We start from the raw sequence: 15,953 nt of genomic DNA, 5'->3' as shown, positions 1-15,953 counted from the left end.
TTTGGCTTTTGATATGGAAGAGGGGTTAAATATGGTATTGCTGCGAAACAAAAACAGGTTTCTTCATGTCCTTCCTGGCAGGATACGGATGGAAATTTACGGTTTGCAGGGAAGCAAAGCTGGCGCAGAGCTTTTATCCAAAAGTCTGTCCGCTTGTAGTGGAATTTCCAGAGCGGAACCCTGTACTGTGACGGGCAGAGTGCTGCTTCTTTACGATGTAAAGCTTGTTTCTGAGCAGCACATTTTCCATATACTCCGTGAAACAGAAGATCGGATTTGTTCGGCCAATCTAACAGCCCGCCCGGATATCCAAAACGAGGCTACCGGGTCGAAGAAAGCGGAGCGGGAAGCTGCCGCTACCCAGATTGAATTGGATATTCCTTGTGATCTGCCGATGATCCCTACGACACCTAAGACCAATACGGGCGAGCCAAGAGGAAAAATCCCCATTGCATTGGCTATTTCCATGAGCGGTTTAGCCGTGCTGGGAATCAAGCAGGTCTTTTTCGGACGTTCAGCCCTGGCAAGAAGCCCGGCGCCGTTCTTTTTATCGGCGCTCGTATCTGTCGTAACCGGCTACCCTTTTCTCAAAAGAGGAATTCAGACCTATTCGGAAAAGAAAAAAATAAACTCGGATCTCATTTTAGGTACAAGCGCTCTCGCTCTCGCGCTTATGCGCGAAAATCTTGTAGTGCTTGCCGGACTCAGCATTTTGCAATATGTGAACTGGAAGCGAAACTGCACTGCATTAAATGGACAGCAAGAGGTTTCTTTGTCACCGGAAATTCAAACATATAGCGATAAAGCAGGCAGATTAGGTTTTATTGCAGCCGGAATGACGTGGGCCGTTACCCGGAATCCGCTTCGTGCAATCGCTGTGCTTCTGGCAGCAAATCCGCGGGTGATGACCGTACCTGCTGAGCATGCCTGGAAACAGGCCGAGCTTGTTTCAGGAGAAAGAAAATACGTGATTCCGGAAAAAGGATCATTATCCCAACTCGCTCGAACGAAAACGATTTTATTCGAAGATGCATCACTCCTGTTTAACCGTACAGAGATTGAAGAAATTCAATGCATGGTGGAGAAGGAGCAAGATGCGGATAAAGCGATTTGTTTGGCAGCTTCATTAATGGAGAAAACAGAACATCCTTGGAAAGAAGAGGTGTTCAGCAAGGCGAAACGGACTTGCCGGACGATCCGCACAGCTTTTCATGTGAAAGAAGAGCCACAGGGTATAAAAGGAAAAGTCAATGATAGACAGGTTATCATTGGCAGCTACAAATACATGGAGGAACACGGTATTGATTGCAGTTTCTATGAGCTTAAATCAAAGAGGCTTGCCAGAAAAGAATACGACGTTCTTTTGGTCGGAAGCCAGGGGGATGCCAAAGGCGAATGTCTTGGGTTAATTGCCAGACATCGGCTATCACCGGTCAATGAATATGGCTCTGCCGCCTTTTCACTCAGCGAAAAAGGCTGGCGGCTTGGTCTGTTGCATAACAGCCTTCATATCAGTACTGACGAGCTTTCCCAATACCGAATGGATACAAGCTGGTCATCGTTTGAACAAGGCGAAGTGATTGAACGGATTGCTGAGCTCAAGCAGCATGGCGAAGAGGTTTTATTTGTCACCGGTCTGGAGCAAAATCCGCTCAATGAGTTTTATAAAAAAGCAGGAATCCAGACGATTTCCATTCATGAGCTGCAACATATACAGGAAAGTGCTATGTACGCCGAGAAAACAGAGCAAATCGTAAACGAGCATGCTTCAATTGCTAAAAAATGGAATATTATAGGGTCCGTTTTTGCTACATTAGGCATGATCAGTGCTCCAGTGATCAATTTGATCGGAGATGCTTTATCGCTTGTGTTTATATCCAGAACGAAAAACAGGAGTGAAGCCTTGCCATCTCCACCGGAAATGGCGTATAAGAACGAGGCTGCGGTCGCCTCCGAAGCTTTTGCCTGGTATCAACTACCTAACGAACAAATCATCGCGAAGTTACAAACCAACCTGCAAAGCGGGTTGACCTCTGATCAGGTTCTTTCTATAAGAAACCAATATGGTTCAAATCGGCTTGAGAGTAAAAAACCTACTCCTTGGCTCATTTCATATTTAGGCCAATTCAAGGAATTCACAACGCTGATCCTCCTTGGTACAAGTGCATTGGCCTTTCTTACGGGGGGAGTATTCGATGGACTCGCAATGGGGGCAATCCTGCTCGCGAATGCTGCTATTGGAACGATTCAGGAACGCAAAGCGGAAAAAGTTGTGGACAAGCTGAATCAATTTCAACCCCCAGTATGTAAGGCCATCAGACAAGGCCAGCACGTAGAGCTAAATGCTGTGGAATTGGTGCCCGGCGATATCGTTTCCCTGGAAGCAGGGGACCGCGTTCCAGCGGATATCCGGTTAATTAACTCATGGAACATGCGAGCCAACGAGTCGACCCTCACCGGGGAATCTCTTCCCGTCGAAAAGAATGAGTCCTCTTTGCCAGAGGATTGTGCTTTATCTGAGAGAACCAACATGCTCTTCATGGGAACCGACGTGTGCGGAGGCAAGGGAATTGGTATTGTTGTACAAACCGGGATGAGTACCGAGATGGGGCATTTAATGTCGCTTTTGAAGCAGCAGGAAAAAGAAGTAACCCCTTTACAGGAAAAAGTAACGTCAATTAGCAAAAAATTTGTGAAAGGCGCTCTTATCGTTGGAGGGATCGTATTCGCAATTGGTATGCTCCGTGGCATCCCTTTTCCACAAATGATTTCGACTTCGATCACACTGGCGGCTTCTGCCATCCCTGAAGGGCTTCCGGTTACCATCACTATTGCCCTCAGCGCAGGCATCTTCCGTATGGCGAAGAAAAACGCGCTGATCCGAAAGCTCTCCTCACTGGAAACATTAGGAAGGACTACGGTTATTTGCACAGACAAGACAGGCACGTTAACTAAAAATGAAATGACGGTAAAAGCGCTCTCTACCGCGGATCGCGCGTGGACTGTAACAGGCGATGGTTACGAACCGACGGGAGCATTGGAGGAGCTTGCTCCAGAGGCTGCCGCTGCAGCGGCAGGGCTCAAAAATGTAGGAAGTTACGAAAACCCTTCAGCCCATCCTGATTTGACTCGCTTGCTGCAAATCTGCTTGCTATGCAACAACAGCAAGCTTGAGCAGCAGGAAGGACAGTGGATGACCAAAGGGGATCCGACTGAGGGCGCGCTTTTGACCCTTGCAGCCAAAAACGGACTGTGGCTTAACGATATGACCCATTGGCATCGCGGGCATGAAATTCCATTTGATTCTAAAACCGCGAAAATGAGCGTGGTTTGCAAGGATGTTCAGGCGGAACAGGAATGCTATCTCTTTTCCAAAGGGGCTGTTGAGACGATTCTCCGCCATTGCAATCGATATCAAAAGAACGGAGAAATATTGCCTCTATCTGAAGAACAGAAGCAGCACATTATACAGCAAAATGAAAAGTTTTCAGCGGCAGCGTTGCGTGTGCTTGCTTTCGCGTATCGACCTTTGGATGAGAGTATCGATAACGAGTCCATTGATGACGAACGTGAATTAATTTATGTCGGCATGACCGGCATGATGGATCCTCCCAAACCTGAAGTAGAACAAAATATTCAGGAAGCTTTTGCACTTGGGCTAAAACCTGTGATGATTACTGGTGACCACCCGATTACCGCCATTGCCATCGCGAAGCAACTCGGAATTTACAGTGATGCGCAGAGTGTTGTAACTGGGCATGAGCTTGACCGTTTATCAGACGAAGAGTTGAGCCAAATTGTGGACCAGGTATCCATTTTTGCCCGGGTCACGCCTGAGCATAAGCTTCGCATTGTAACAGCGCTGCAAAAAGGAGGACAAATCGTTGCCATGACTGGCGATGGTGTCAACGATACGCCTGCTATCAAACAAGCCAACGTTGGTATCGCAATGGGAAGAACAGGAACGGAAGTAACGAAGGAAACTGCGGATATGGTGCTAACGGAAGATCATTTTGGCACGATTCTAGAGGGGGTCAAAGAAGGCCGAACCATTATCGGCAATATTCGTAAGGCACTCGGCTGTCTGTTAACCGGAAATCTGGCCGAGATTATCGTCACCAGCGTTGCCGTGATGGTTGGATTGCCGATCCCTCTGGTTCCTATTCAAATTCTGCTGATGAATTTGTTGACCGATGCTTTGCCAGCAATGGTTCTAGCTGTAAATCCAGGGCAGAAAACGAAGCAGCAGAAACGAACCGATTTCATCGATAAAGACCTGTACCAGAAAGTGATTACAAGAGGGGTTTTGCTGGGATTGGGATCGCTCGGCTTATTTGCTGCAAGCCTTGCAGTCGGTACGCCAATGCCTATCGCTCAGAGCGTTGCTTTTGCAACATTGGTCGCAGGGCAGTTGATCCAAACCTTTTCGTGGCGACAGGAAGGCTCTGAAGAAACAGTGCGCGATTGGACGAAAGATCGCTTTTTGATCGGGGCTCTCTGCGTTTCTTGGCTGGCTTTGCTAGGAGCACTGTATATCCCGCCATTGGCCGGATTTTTCCATACCGCCAGTCTGCCGCTGAAATATTGGATTCCCATCCTTGGCGTAGCCGGATCGGTATCTCTTTTGTCCAAACCGATTTTGGCTCTAATTTCAAAAAAGCAAGCAATCAGCGCTTTGCCTGCAAACCAAACCTATGCTGCGGCTTAACGGCCGCAGTAATACTTAATTACCAGGAGGATCACAATGCTGCAAAATAACATGGATAAAATTGTAATTGGCACTGCGCTCGCTTTTGCCGCTTCTGCTTTGCTTCCTATTGCTAAAACTACTTTCCGCCCTCTTGCCGAAGCTGGTATGCAAGGTGGAGCCAACTTGATCAATCGGAGCAAATCTTTCATTGAATTAGCCCGGCAAGAAGTGGAAGATATCGTTGCCGAAGCCCAATTTGAAAGAATGAAAAAGCAGCTTGACCAAGAAATCTCATTGCTTGACAATACCCAAAAGTGAGGAGAACGGATAAATGAACGAACAAAGTATAGATAATCATTTACGCGAAGCCTTATCGCACTTGGAATCTGCCTTAAACCAGAGTGTAAGATGCGTGCTTGAAAACGATAGCGCGAAAAAAGAAATAGGTTTAAAGTGGGAACGATTTCTTGGAGAATTTATGGGACAAATCCGGGAAAAGGGAAAAAAATCAAGATTAAATCTGCTGGGCTGGATCAGTTTTCCACGAATACGCTAATCAATTGTATGCAGCCTAAGTCGACAGCAGGCTGCATACTGGATTCACTACACCCTAGAGAGTCTTTTTTTCTAGTTATCATGCTACGATCATAATGAGGATAGGCAAAATCAGGAATGAGGCTAAAGTGCTCCACAGGATACAGGTGGACACGAGTTTGGGCGATGCATTGAATTTTTCTGCCAAGATGACAGCATTCACGGCAACAGGCATGGAAGCCAGAATAAAGAGCACGGAGAACAAAAGGCCTGATATCCCCAGTATCAGCATGGCAAGACAGGCCGCAAGCGGAGAGAGCAGAAGCCGGATGATGAGTCCTGCGTAGCTGGCTTTTTTAATAGACGGCTCCAGCTTGAATATTTTTACATAAGCCATCTGGGTTCCAAGGATTGCCAGCACGACTGGTGAATAGGCGGCAGCAATCATCGAAACGCCCGCTTGTATGCCTGAGGGCAGATGCCAATCTAGCATTCGAAGCCCCAGGGCGAGTAAAGCTGCATAGATCGCAGGCAGCGAGAATACTGACTTAACGGCGCTTTGAACGGAAAACTCAGAGCGGGCTGCAAAGTAAACTCCAAGGGTATTGACCAGAATTATCTGGATGACAACATATACAGAGGCTTTATCCAATCCAAGCTGCCCAAAGGCAAGTAAAATAAGGGGCAGGCCATAATTTGCGCTATTGGTCAGCGTGGAGATTAAGGTGAGTCCGGCCGTTTCAGGGGCGCTTAGCTTAAACATTTTCCCTGCAATCTGCGCAATTCCCCATAACAGCAGCAGATTCAAGATCGAAAAGGCGGCAGTTTGCGCCACATCATGCAAAGAAAGCTGTGCCTTGAGCAGCGTGTCCAGAATCATCGCGGGACTTAAAAAATATAAGTATAAAGTCGAGAGCGGTTTCGTTTCCAGCTTCATGAATTTGCCGAGTAAAAACCCGGCGATCACCGGAATGGACAGTGGAACGATAACGGATAGAAGGGTTGAAAGTACGATTTGAATCATGAAATCCACCAATCCTTTCTTGTAATGACATTTTTCATTATAAGGCGCAGCTTTTGAGCCCGTCCAAGATGAAAATACGATCAAGGTCATAGGCAAATACTATGAAGCTTGTGGTAGTTATTCTATGTAATGCACCGAGGTGTACAACAAAAGGGATGTCCACAGCCATGTTGAAAGGCTAATAGGAACATCCCTTTTTTACAATAAAAGCAATTATCTTGCTGATTTATGCAGAAGCAACGGTTTCCGCTTTGGTCCGGCACTCATCAGAGCAATAATGTTGATGCTGCTCTTCACAGTCCGGACATACGATATGCTGGAGATTGCACACCGGACAGTTGATATAGTGATCGTTTGGTGATTCACAATGGAAGCACGTGCCGACAATAACGTCCTCGTCGGTATGGTTGATCGGGATCGAGATGCGTTCATCAAACACATAACATTTACCGTCAAACAAACGACCTTGGACCTCCGGGTCCTTGCTGTAGGTTACAATGCCGCCATCCAGCTGGCCCACATCATCAAAGCCTTCTTTGATCAGAAGACCGGACAGCTTTTCGCACCGGATTCCGCCAGTACAATACGTCAGTATTTTCTTGTCCTTGAACTGACTCATATTGTCGCGAATCCACTGTGGAAACTCACGGAAAGATTCGACTTCCGGACGAATGGCGCCACGGAAATGACCGATGTCATATTCATAGTCGTTACGTCCGTCCAGCACAACCACATCTTCACCTTGAAGCTGCTCATAAAACTCCTTCGGTGACAAACGCTTGCCACTGATTTCGTTAGGGTCCAGCTCATCCTCATGACGTAGCGTAACCAACTCCTGACGATGGCGTACAAATATTTTCTTGAACGCATGACCGTCAGACTCATCTATTTTAATAACCATATCGTGGAATTTCGGATTGGCGCGCAAATCACGGATGTATTGCTCGGTTTGCTCTACCGTACCAGACAGTGTTCCGTTAATTCCTTCCTGAGCAATCAAAATTCTTCCCTTGACGCCCAGCTCCTTGCAGTAAGCCAGATGCTCTGCTGTAAAGGTGGCAGGATCTTCAATATTGACATATTTGTAAAACAACAAAATTCTGTAAGCATGCTCGCACACGTAAAATCACCCTCTGATTCAAGTCAAAGTTTTTTTACAACCAATTTTAAATGTACCACATTCTTTAAGTTAGTCAACTAATTTGTATGAAAAGGGGGACTGGAAAATAAAGAGGCAGGTGACGAGCGACAAAAGTAAGGGTTTACATTATAATAATACCGTAGTGACGAGGTGGATTTTGGCAGCAGGATGAGTATTCTTATGATGAAAGGATGAATCGGAATGAAGCATCATTTGGTAGCGCATACATCACCTATGGGGTGGAATAGCTGGGATTGCTACGGCGCAGCGGTGCGTGAGGAAGAAGTACGGGGAAATGCGCAGTATATGGCAGAGCACTTGAAGGAATACGGTTGGGAATATGTCGTGGTAGATATTCAGTGGTATGAGCCGGGAGCTGTTTCTTCACAATATCGCTCATTTGTTCCGCTGGAAATGGATTCATTTTCACGTCTCATTCCAGCGGTAAATCGTTTTCCTTCCGCAGCGGATGGACGTGGCTTCCAGGCTCTTGCGGAATATGTACACAGTCTGGGCTTGAAATTCGGTATACATATTATGAGAGGCATTCCGAGACAGGCGGTACATCAGGATACGCCGATTTTGGGAACCCAGGCAACTGCGAGACAGATTGCACATCCCAACTCCATTTGTCCCTGGAATACAGATATGTATGGGGTAGATGCTACCAAGGAAGGCGCACAGGAATATTATAATTCGCTGTTTGACCTCTATGCGGAATGGGGTGTTGATTTTGTAAAGGTGGATGACATCGCAGCTTCACGACTCTATGATACTCATTTGGCGGAAATTGAACTGATTAGGCAGGCCATCGCCCAATGCGGACGTCCGATGGTTTTGAGTCTGTCGCCAGGTCCGGCACCGCTGGAGCATGCATCCGAATTAATCGCCAACGCCAATATGTGGCGCATGACCGACGATTTCTGGGATGTATGGCCTTTGCTGCACGGCATGTTTGAGCGCTGCGAGAAGTGGGCAGAGCACGTGGGCCAGGGCCATTGGCCGGATTGCGACATGCTGCCACTGGGTCATTTGGGTATTCGCTCGGTCGATTCTGTAGATTCCGGTAGCCATGACCGCTGGACACGCTTTACGAAGGATGAACAACTGACGATGATGACCTTGTGGAGTATTTTCCGATCCCCTCTAATGTTTGGGGGAGAACTGCGGGATAACGATGCGTGGACGCTTTCTCTGCTGACCAATGAAGAGGTGCTGGATGCTCACCGCAACGGTTTGGATGCCCGGCAGGTGTACAGAAAGGATGAACATATCGTCTGGACTTCACATAACGTGGAAGGTCATGTATATGCGGCTTTGTTTAATGCTGGAGACGAAGCTTCGCGGGTCTGTGTATCGCTGCAAGACCTGGACATTGAAGGACAGACAAGTGGCAGAGACTTATGGAATCGTGTGAATCTGGGCACTTTAGAGCAAGAGCTGTCCGCAGAGGTACCTCCTCATGGAGCTGCTCTATTTATTTTGAAATAGCATATCGTAACGAAGGATTTAGGCTGTATTTTTAATCAAATCACCTATTCGTAAAATGGCTGGTATTTTTACGAATAGGTGATTTTTTAATGCAATCGACATTATTCTTGAGAATTTGACATTTGGAACATGTTAATTTTATATAGTGCCTATTTCTGTACAAATTTAAAACATCCAATGCCAATAGACTTGCGAAAGGAGTCAAATGATGAAATTAAAACAGATTCACAAAAATGAACTGGACGAGCCTTGGCCTTCTAGACAAAAAATACTATGTATCGGGGGGGCCAATCTTGACCGTAAAATTATGCTTAAAGGTACATTTCAGCTTCACACCTCCAACCCGAGCAGCACCAGGCAGCAATCTTGCGGTGGGGTGGCTCGCAATGTTGCCGAAAATTTGGGGAGGCTAAGCCAACAGGTCAGCCTGTTAACCGCAGTTGGGGATGATGCGGAAGGTGAATTTATAGTCGAGCAGTCTAGACATTATATGAAAGTGGTTCCTCTGCAAGTCAAAGGTGAACCGTCAACCGGGGTTTACACTGCTTTGCTGGACGAACGTGGGGAGCTGATTGTAGCGACAGCAGAAATGGAGATTTATGATCAGATCCGTCCTTCAGTAATCTTTGAAAATACTCCTTTGATCGCCTCGTCCCGACTTGTGCTGTTGGACACGAATTTCTCTATGAACGTAATTGCATCCACCATACGGCTATGCCATGAACATCGGATTCCGCTCGTCGTTTCTTCAGTGTCCGCCTCCAAAATGAGAAGGCTTCCTCGAAATTTGAATGGGGTGGGTTGGCTGGTATGTAACCAGGTAGAAGCTGAATCCTATTTGGGAATAGAACTTAAGGATGATCAGCAAATGCTGGATGCAACCCGGATTTTTCATCAACTCGGGGTTCAAAATGTAATTCTTATTCGGGGAGCAGACAGTGTTTTGTTTGCCTCGCAGGATGGATTTCATGGACAAATTTTTATGCACCCAGTTCCGGAAGTTATGGATGTCACGGGCGCAGATGATGCATTTATTGCCGGAATGATATATGGAATTATCCAAGGATACCCTATGGAGCAAGTGTGTCAATTCGGAATCAGCTGTGTGGCCTTGACCATTCAAACGGATCGGACGGTTTCAGAGACCATTTCTCTAAATAATCTTCATTCCATGTTCAAGGAGCTGTACGGCATGCATCCGCAAAATTTTGTGTTTTTTAAGGGTATGTATTTTAAGGAGAAAGATACATAAATAAAGAAGAGAATCTAACCTACTTTTTGTTGCTGAAATTGTAAAAGGAGCAGGTCGCTTGATGAACAGTGTAAAATACGCTATCGTTTTTTTGCCGCTGTTCCTCCTGTATATGTTTTTAAAGGGAGGTTCTTTCGTGGTAGGTTCGCTTTATCGACTGATTTATGCAATGCTGCCCTTACATCGGAGGGTGAATGACGAAATTTTTGCTGTGCAGCACGCCAAACGTATTATCGTGATCGGTTCGCCGGGGAGCGGCAAAACCTTTTTTGCCAAACGTCTATCCAAGTGGACTCATTTGCCGTACATCTCTCTGGATGATTTGTATTGGGGACCCGAGTGGAAGCGGAGCACGGATAAACAATTTTTCAAACAGCTGGGCGAAGTGCTCGAAAAGGAAGAATGGATCATCGAAGGGAATTATCATGATTATTATTTTACGGAGCGGCTCCAGCGCTCTGATACGATCATTGTGATGGATGTCAGCACGATTGAAGCGATAACAGGAGTTATTACACGATCGCTTAACCGCTTTCTTTTCTCCAATGAGTTGCCCAAAGGAGTAAAGCAGGAAGCGATTCGTATTTGGGACATTTCGCCTCGGTTTGTCCGCTTTGTTTTGGGTTTTCGCAGGCGTATACGTCCTAAAATTTGGCCATTCCTTATGCAATATGGAAAACAACGAAGTTTAATTATTTTGAAATCAAAATATCGTTCATGTCTCTGGATGAATTCCAGATAGATAATTATCTCCTTGACCACGGTTTCCGTTTCGTGTAAGGTAATGAAAATTGTAATATACAGGAATAGTGTAGACCAAGGATCAAAGGTTCAACAATCGCCGTACAGAGAAGAAATCCATGGGCTGAAAGGTTTCTCCGCCGCGAATGAACGTTTCCCTGCCTTGCGAGCTGTAGCGGAGTGTATTTTAGAGCGTTACCGGCTAGACGCCGTTATCTGATGAAGGGCTGTTCCATGCTATGGATATGGTCAAATTAAGGGTGGTACCAGACACATTCGTCCCTGACGGATGTGTCTTTTTTGCGTATATTTTATCGTTCATACAAGGAGGCAGTCACACATGCGCCAAAGTCGATTATTACTGACAACATTACGTGAATCGCCCGCAGAAGCCGAAGTGGTCAGCCATCAGCTTATGCTGCGTGCAGGGTTTATCCGGCAACTTGCAGCTGGAATGTATACCTACATGCCACTCGGCAGACGTGTTCTCCGAAAAGTGGAGCAAATCGTACGGGATGAAATGGACCGTGCAGGGGCTGGGGAGTTGTTAATGCCTGCATTGCAGCCTGCTGAGCTGTGGCAAGAGTCAGGGAGATACGAGGTGTACGGTCCAGAGCTGATGCGTATTCAAGACCGACATGATCGGGAGTTTGCTTTGGGTCCTACCCATGAAGAGGTCATTACGTCATTAGTACGGAATGAGGTGAATTCATATGGAAAATTACCTGTAATGCTGTATCAAATTCAAACCAAGTTTCGGGATGAACGACGTCCACGATTTGGCTTGCTCCGCAGCAGAGAATTTTTGATGAAGGATGCCTATTCGTTTGATGCGAGCTGGGAAGGGCTGGATCAAGCTTATCGGACCATGTTTAAGGCCTATCATCGTATTTTTACCCGTTGTGGTCTGAACTTTCGCGCAGTTGAAGCAGATGCGGGTGCTATTGGCGGCAAAGGCGGAACACATGAATTTATGGCGCTGGCTGACATTGGAGAGGATACGATAGCCGCTTGTACCTGCTGTGACTATGCTGCTAATCTTGAAAAAGCTGAGCCACGGAGAATGGAAAAATCAGACACCAACCCTTCTCTCAATACAGACAAAATGGAAAAGTTTCATACTCCAGGTCTGCGCACGATAGATCAACTGGTTGAATCGCTGCAAATACAGCCACAAGATATGATCAAAACATTGATTTATATGGCTGACGATCAACCCATTGCTGTAGTCGTCAGGGGAGATCATGAGGTCAACGAAGTAAAAGTTAAACATATTTTAGGTAGTGAAAAATTCGAAATAGCAAGTTCAGATGCCGTGTCAAAGGCGACTGGAACCCCCTCGTGGAAGGGGACCCATGTCCTCACTGTGACAAAGGGAAATTGAAGCTCCATCGTGGGATTGAGATTGGACTTTAGTGGGTATTCCCGTGCGCATTGTTGTTGGCAAAGATGCTGAACACGGGAAAATAGAGTTAGTGGAGCGAAGATCCAGCAGCAAAGAGACGATTCATATCCAAGATGTAGAGCGACGGATATTGGAACTTATTCAACAATAGCCACACAGCTTATTAATTTACAAGCCTGTACCATATCCGGTTCTACAATCCAATACGCCCGGACTACAATCGTTTGGGCGTATCTTTACCAACAATTACTGTACAAGCATTACGTATCTGTGTCCTGTAGAATGTGACCTTCTCCAAGTGCAATCTCATTAAAGCCTGCCATATGGCGTGCCTGAAACCGGATTGGCTTGTCCCGGCCTATCACAATAATATTTTGAATGTCGGCAGCTCCTTCCGAGGGGAGGGAGAAAGCTGTGACATAAGCGAATACCTCACGCAACGTTGTATGAATGGCATTCATCAGATGATCGTGCTCACTTTTGCCCATTACATTCATAATCATGGAGCCTTCGGAATCTAGCTTTTCTTTGGCCATCCTGAAAAATTCCAGGGATATTAAATGCGGCGGCGTTCCCTGATCTGTGAAGGCGTCCAAAATAATATAATCATATGCATCCGGCGCTTCCTTCTCCAACATGCGACGTCCATCACCAACGGTCACATTGTCCTTATCGTATCCAAAGAATGTTCGACTGAACTCCACGACTTGTGCATCCAGCTCGGCAATCTTAAAGCGTTTATCTGTAAAATGACCCGCAATCGTACCTATGCCATGCCCAATCACAAACACGTCTTCAAATGACGGATCGTTCAGCTCCATCAGATGGATGATGGCTCTCGGATATTCGAACAGAATGCGTTGCGGATGATTCAAATCCACCGCGCCTTGTACGGCTGCATTTGAAAACTGCATCACCCGGAATAATCCCTTTTCACCATACAGCTCTGTGGTGTCGTATATCGTTATTTCATGATTATTGCTCAGCTTTTTGTATAGTACCTCCAAATGATCTATCCCCTTCAAGTCATACTCCACCATCATATTAGACATTTATGAGCCTGTTGTCCATATATTAAGCGGCGGTGCCGTTCTGCTCTTGCCGAGCAGCTCCAATCCATATAATTGTTCGATCATGCGCAGCACGGAGAAATGAGTGCTTTTCCCGTTGTAAGGGCCGTTTTTCAAATGAGGACCTATAATCATAGTCGGGATTTTGTTGTTACTGCTCATGTCATCTTCGTCCCATGTTACGATTAAAAGACTGTTATGCTGCGGTGCCCAGCGGGCATAAGCAGATAAATGGGCTTGCAGCCATTGATCTGCTTCCCGGATCGTGCCGTCGTGCATATCGTGGTTCAGGTTGGGAACAGAGAGACACCGTTTTTCATCAGGTAATTCATAAAGGGGGCGGATGAGCACAGAGCTGTGTTCATAGATTCATGATTAAACTTACTCAGGACACATTAAAATATCATGAGAAAAATAAAGTGAAAAGATCATTATTTTTTAATGTACATAGAGTAAACTGGTTTCTAAAACAAGCATACTAGGAGAAGTCGCCCCGAGCATAGAAAGGATAGCTATGAAGAAGATACTGCTGATCGAGGATGAGAAAAATTTGGCCCGTTTCATTGAACTGGAACTAAAGCATGAATCTTACGAGGTAACTGTTAATTATGAAGGGCGGAAGGGGCTGGAGTCTGCATTAAGCGAGGAATGGGATATCATCCTGCTGGATTTAATGCTCCCAGGCCTCAACGGAATCGAAGTATGCCGACGGATTCGCAAAACGAAACAAACTCCAATCATTATGCTGACCGCCAGAGACGGTGTGATGGACAAAGTGATGGGGCTGGACAGCGGGGCAGATGATTATATCCCTAAGCCTTTTGCTATTGAAGAGTTGCTGGCACGGATGCGTTCTTTGCTGCGACGCAGTGGCTCTGTGGAAGATACCAATCAAATTATCTACAATGGACTGGTACTGGACAGCGAGGCCCGCATTTTGACCAAAGACCAGCAGATTATTGAATTGACGAAGCGTGAATTTGATCTGCTGTCCATATTAATGCAGAATATTGGGCGCGTCATGACCCGGGAGAGGCTAATGGAACTCATATGGGGCTATGATTCAGAGGTGGAAACGAATGTCGTAGATGTGTATATTCGTTACCTGCGAAGCAAAATCGACGAGCCTGGGGAACCGAGCTTTATTCAGACACTACGCGGATTGGGGTATGTGATCCGAAAATGACAACGTTAAAATCCATATTCTCCCGGCTGCCCATTCGTTGGAAAATGGCGGTGTGGTCTTCGTTGCTGCTATGTATTTTGTTTGTTTTGTACAACGGTGTCCAATACTTTACGATTAACCAATGGATGGTCAGTGAGGGAGAAGTGAGCATCCGCAAGAGTATGAATGAAATCCAAAGTTTTTTTCAGGTAAAACAAATGTCCGCACAGGAAATCGTGAACAGTCGACGATTTATTGAGGATATGAATGATCCGCATCAAATGATTCGTATTTTGAACGAGCAAGGAACCCCGCTATTGAGCGTCAGCGACGAGATGCCTGAGGATTGGTTTCCGCCGCAAACGGCGCAAAGCACCCGTATTATGACTGCTTGGCATCTGGAGGATCAGGTTTTGATCATGCGAAGTCCGCTGAATTCAGGTGGTTTTACGGGAACAATTGAAATTATCAATAATATGGAAAATTTAGAGAAGGTGAGTGACAAAATAAAAGGTGTCATGATTGTGGGCGGTATAGGTGCTATTGTTTTAAGCGCCCTAGGAGGAATTTTTCTTTCACGCCAGTTAATTCGGCCGATTCAGTCCATGACGGATACGATGACAAGAATACGGAAAAAAGGGCTGCATGAGGAACGTGTCCAAGTATCCGATAACAATGACGAGCTGTCAAATCTGGGAAGAGTGTTTAATGGGCTGATTGATCAGTTGGAGCGTTCTTTCCTACAGCAAAAGCAGTTTGTTGAGGATGCCTCCCATGAATTACGTACACCCATTTCGATTATTGAAGGCCATATCTCCTTATTAAACCGTTGGGGCAAACACGATCCGGCTATATTGGATGAGTCGCTCAGTGTGTCCGTTCAGGAGCTTGAACGTTTGAAAGGGATTGTAAACGATCTTCTGGAGTTGACGCGGGCCGAATCGGGAACTTCTGAACAGAATGTGCCTGCAATAGATATCCGTCAGACCGTTCAGTATACGCTCACCAATTTTGCCATGCTGCATCCTGATATGATATTCCGAGAGGAACTGACTCCCCTCGAAAAGGTGCAGATTCACATCACGCCTCAGCATCTGGAACAACTGTTACTGATCGTGCTGGATAACGCCGTTAAATATTCTGGCTCTTCGAAAGAAATCCTTGTAACGGGGACGCTGGAACGAAATGAGGTTTATATTCATATTACCGATTACGGAATCGGAATTCCGGCGGAGGACTTGCCATATTTATTCGACCGATTTTATCGGGTGGATAAGGCCAGAAGCCGCGAGCAGGGCGGGACAGGTTTGGGCCTTGCGATAGCCAAGCAGCTGGTCAAGCGATATAACGGTGACATCAGAGTAAGCAGTATTGAACATATAGGGGCAACTGTAACGCTTTGTTTTCGGGCGTACAGGGTCTGAACATATTGGATAAATT

General features: G+C 46.1%; 13 protein-coding genes and 1 pseudogene. 10 read left to right on the top strand and 4 right to left on the bottom strand.

The genetic code is table 11. The features are described 5' to 3' along the window. The first annotated feature begins 31 nt into the window (after positions 1 to 31). Genes ABH897_RS14895 through ABH897_RS14885 form a run of 3 tightly spaced genes read left to right on the top strand, consistent with a single transcriptional unit; the run spans position 32 to position 5,246 of the window. Positions 32 to 4,708 (top strand): cation-translocating P-type ATPase, encoded by a 4,677-nt coding sequence (locus ABH897_RS14895; RefSeq protein WP_404592368.1) that lies wholly within the window; start codon positions 32 to 34, stop codon positions 4,706 to 4,708. A 36-nt stretch (positions 4,709 to 4,744) separates the two neighbouring features. Then, the gene (locus ABH897_RS14890) at positions 4,745 to 5,008 is read left to right on the top strand and encodes a DUF5132 domain-containing protein (protein WP_283655900.1); all 264 of its coding nucleotides are present in this window, start codon (positions 4,745 to 4,747) and stop codon (positions 5,006 to 5,008) included. Between the two features lie 13 nt (positions 5,009 to 5,021). Further along, positions 5,022 to 5,246, top strand: a complete 225-nt coding sequence (locus tag ABH897_RS14885) for a hypothetical protein (RefSeq protein ID WP_044646003.1) — start codon at positions 5,022 to 5,024, stop codon at positions 5,244 to 5,246. A 78-nt stretch (positions 5,247 to 5,324) separates the two neighbouring features. Here ABH897_RS14885 and ABH897_RS14880 read toward each other — a convergent pair whose 3' ends face one another. Together ABH897_RS14880 and trhO are read right to left on the bottom strand one after the other, a co-directional pair. Beyond that, entirely contained in the window at positions 5,325 to 6,248 is a 924-nt protein-coding gene (locus tag ABH897_RS14880; protein ID WP_283655901.1) for an AEC family transporter, read from the bottom strand. 226 nt (positions 6,249 to 6,474) lie between these two features. Beyond that, positions 6,475 to 7,368 carry an oxygen-dependent tRNA uridine(34) hydroxylase TrhO gene (trhO, locus tag ABH897_RS14875; RefSeq protein ID WP_404519038.1) on the bottom strand — a complete coding sequence of 298 codons (894 nt, stop codon included), beginning with the start codon at positions 7,366 to 7,368 and terminating at the stop codon, positions 6,475 to 6,477. Between the two features lie 222 nt (positions 7,369 to 7,590). Between trhO and ABH897_RS14870 the strand changes: the two genes are divergently transcribed. The 5 genes and pseudogenes from ABH897_RS14870 (at position 7,591) to ABH897_RS14850 (ending at position 12,429) form a co-directional block, all read left to right on the top strand. Continuing rightward, on the top strand, positions 7,591 to 8,880 hold the full coding sequence (locus tag ABH897_RS14870) for a glycoside hydrolase family 27 protein (RefSeq protein ID WP_404592310.1): 1,290 nt from the start codon (positions 7,591 to 7,593) through the stop codon (positions 8,878 to 8,880). A gap of 208 nt (positions 8,881 to 9,088) precedes the next feature. Then, a complete protein-coding gene (locus ABH897_RS14865) occupies positions 9,089 to 10,132 on the top strand; it encodes a carbohydrate kinase family protein (protein WP_404592308.1) in 1,044 nt (347 codons plus the stop codon). A gap of 61 nt (positions 10,133 to 10,193) precedes the next feature. Further along, positions 10,194 to 10,874: a P-loop NTPase family protein gene (locus ABH897_RS14860; protein ID WP_283655905.1), complete on the top strand. Its 681-nt coding sequence runs from the start codon at positions 10,194 to 10,196 to the stop codon at positions 10,872 to 10,874. A gap of 339 nt (positions 10,875 to 11,213) precedes the next feature. After that, a pseudogene (gene proS / locus ABH897_RS14855) lies at positions 11,214 to 12,274 on the top strand (proline--tRNA ligase); the annotation flags it as partial. Positions 12,275 to 12,288: 14 nt separating this feature from the next. Further along, positions 12,289 to 12,429 carry a His/Gly/Thr/Pro-type tRNA ligase C-terminal domain-containing protein gene (locus tag ABH897_RS14850; RefSeq protein ID WP_404519033.1) on the top strand — a complete coding sequence of 47 codons (141 nt, stop codon included), beginning with the start codon at positions 12,289 to 12,291 and terminating at the stop codon, positions 12,427 to 12,429. Positions 12,430 to 12,538: 109 nt separating this feature from the next. On the opposite strand, the gene ABH897_RS14845 is transcribed toward ABH897_RS14850, so the two are convergent. Beyond that, positions 12,539 to 13,303: a spermidine synthase gene (locus ABH897_RS14845; RefSeq protein ID WP_404519300.1), complete on the bottom strand. Its 765-nt coding sequence runs from the start codon at positions 13,301 to 13,303 to the stop codon at positions 12,539 to 12,541. Positions 13,304 to 13,330: 27 nt separating this feature from the next. Further along, a complete protein-coding gene (locus ABH897_RS14840; RefSeq protein WP_283655907.1) occupies positions 13,331 to 13,699 on the bottom strand; it encodes an alkaline phosphatase family protein in 369 nt (122 codons plus the stop codon). 163 nt (positions 13,700 to 13,862) lie between these two features. On the opposite strand from ABH897_RS14840, the gene ABH897_RS14835 reads away from it, so the two are divergent. Next, on the top strand, positions 13,863 to 14,534 hold the full coding sequence (locus ABH897_RS14835) for a response regulator transcription factor (RefSeq protein WP_404519032.1): 672 nt from the start codon (positions 13,863 to 13,865) through the stop codon (positions 14,532 to 14,534). After that, the gene (locus ABH897_RS14830) at positions 14,531 to 15,937 is read left to right on the top strand and encodes a HAMP domain-containing sensor histidine kinase (protein WP_404592306.1); all 1,407 of its coding nucleotides are present in this window, start codon (positions 14,531 to 14,533) and stop codon (positions 15,935 to 15,937) included. Before ABH897_RS14835 ends, ABH897_RS14830 begins: the two co-directional genes overlap by 4 nt. Positions 15,938 to 15,953: the final 16 nt, after the last annotated feature.

Origin of the sequence: Paenibacillus sp. RC73 (genome assembly GCF_044908085.1) — a bacterium.
Classification (GTDB): Bacteria; Bacillota; Bacilli; order Paenibacillales; family Paenibacillaceae; genus Paenibacillus; species Paenibacillus terrae_A.
Note: the sequence above shows the minus strand (reverse complement) of the source record. Positions and strands in the feature narration are given on the sequence as shown.